1 pseudogene and 2 riboswitches are annotated in these 1045 nt (G+C 63.4%); the pseudogene reads left to right on the top strand.

Annotated elements, in window-relative coordinates:
• Positions 1 to 195: 195 nt before the first annotated feature.
• A riboswitch (glycine riboswitch) is annotated at positions 196 to 292 on the bottom strand.
• Between the two features lie 277 nt (positions 293 to 569).
• A riboswitch (glycine riboswitch) is annotated at positions 570 to 670 on the top strand.
• 147 nt (positions 671 to 817) lie between these two features.
• Positions 818 to 1045 (top strand): annotated as a pseudogene (locus LVY72_RS24075) (hypothetical protein); the annotation flags it as partial.

Genomic DNA, 1045 nt, shown 5'->3' with positions numbered 1-1045 from the left:
GCTTCCGCAGGCGTATCAGTAGGAGGATCAGCGGACATGAGGAACTCCATCGTTCAGGTGGCACCAAGGTGACACGATGATTCGGGTTCCTCCCCACTCTGTATGGGACCTGAGAGATTCCGCGCCCCCTGCTCTCGCAGGTGCCGCTTGCACCGTCGGTGAGCCGGCGTCCTGCCGGCTGCTTTCCAGAGTTGCCTCGCCGCGGCGGTACAGGTGCCTGAGAGATTCCCGGGGAGGATTTGCTCCTTCGGCGCCTGCCGATGTACCGGCAGGGCTCTCCCGCCGCGGATCATAAGCATTTTTCAGTCCTGAGTGACTGGAGTCACACGTTAGCGTGACGGACGCCGCCCCCGCAAGCCAACCGGCGCATTGCGTCATTTTCGATGTCAACCGCGGGCCGGAACAGACGGCACGCCGGGAGGCTTGGGGGCCAGGTGCCGATGGGAGCGCAGGTTTCCGGGTAGTGTCTTCACTGATGGCCAACCGATTGCCTTCAGCACCGGATTTTGACCGGCGCCGAAACAGCGTGTACGGTGTGAGCCGAATCACCCACAGCTGAATATGCCTTTCGAACCGTGGCGGGAGAGTCCTCCCACCCACCATCCGGGCAGGCGCCGTAGGAGCAAATCCTCCCCAGGAATCTCTCAGGCCCATGTACCGCCGCGGCGAGGCAACTCTGGAAAGCAGCCGGCAGGACGCCGGCTCACCGACGGTGCAAGCGGGCTAGAAGCCGCGGAATCTCTCAGGTCCGATACAGAGCGGGGAGGAACCCAAACCCAAGCCGGGCCCCCGGGCCGGCCACACCTTGGAGTTCCTCATGACGATTCAGTCACTTTCATCAAACTTCGCCGACCGGCACATCGGTGCACGCCGCCAGGCCGATATCGACACCATGCTCAAGGCCGTCGGCTACGACAGCCTCGACGGCCTGGTGGACACTGCCGTCCCCGATTCCATCCGGCAGGAAAACCCCCTCAAACTCCAGGACGCTTTGAGCGAGGCAGAAGTGCTGGCAGAGCTGCGCCGGCTGGCTTCGAAGAACCGG

This window comes from Arthrobacter hankyongi, from assembly GCF_022012395.1.
Lineage (GTDB): Bacteria > Actinomycetota > Actinomycetes > Actinomycetales > Micrococcaceae > Crystallibacter > Crystallibacter hankyongi.
Note: the sequence above shows the minus strand (reverse complement) of the source record. Positions and strands in the feature narration are given on the sequence as shown.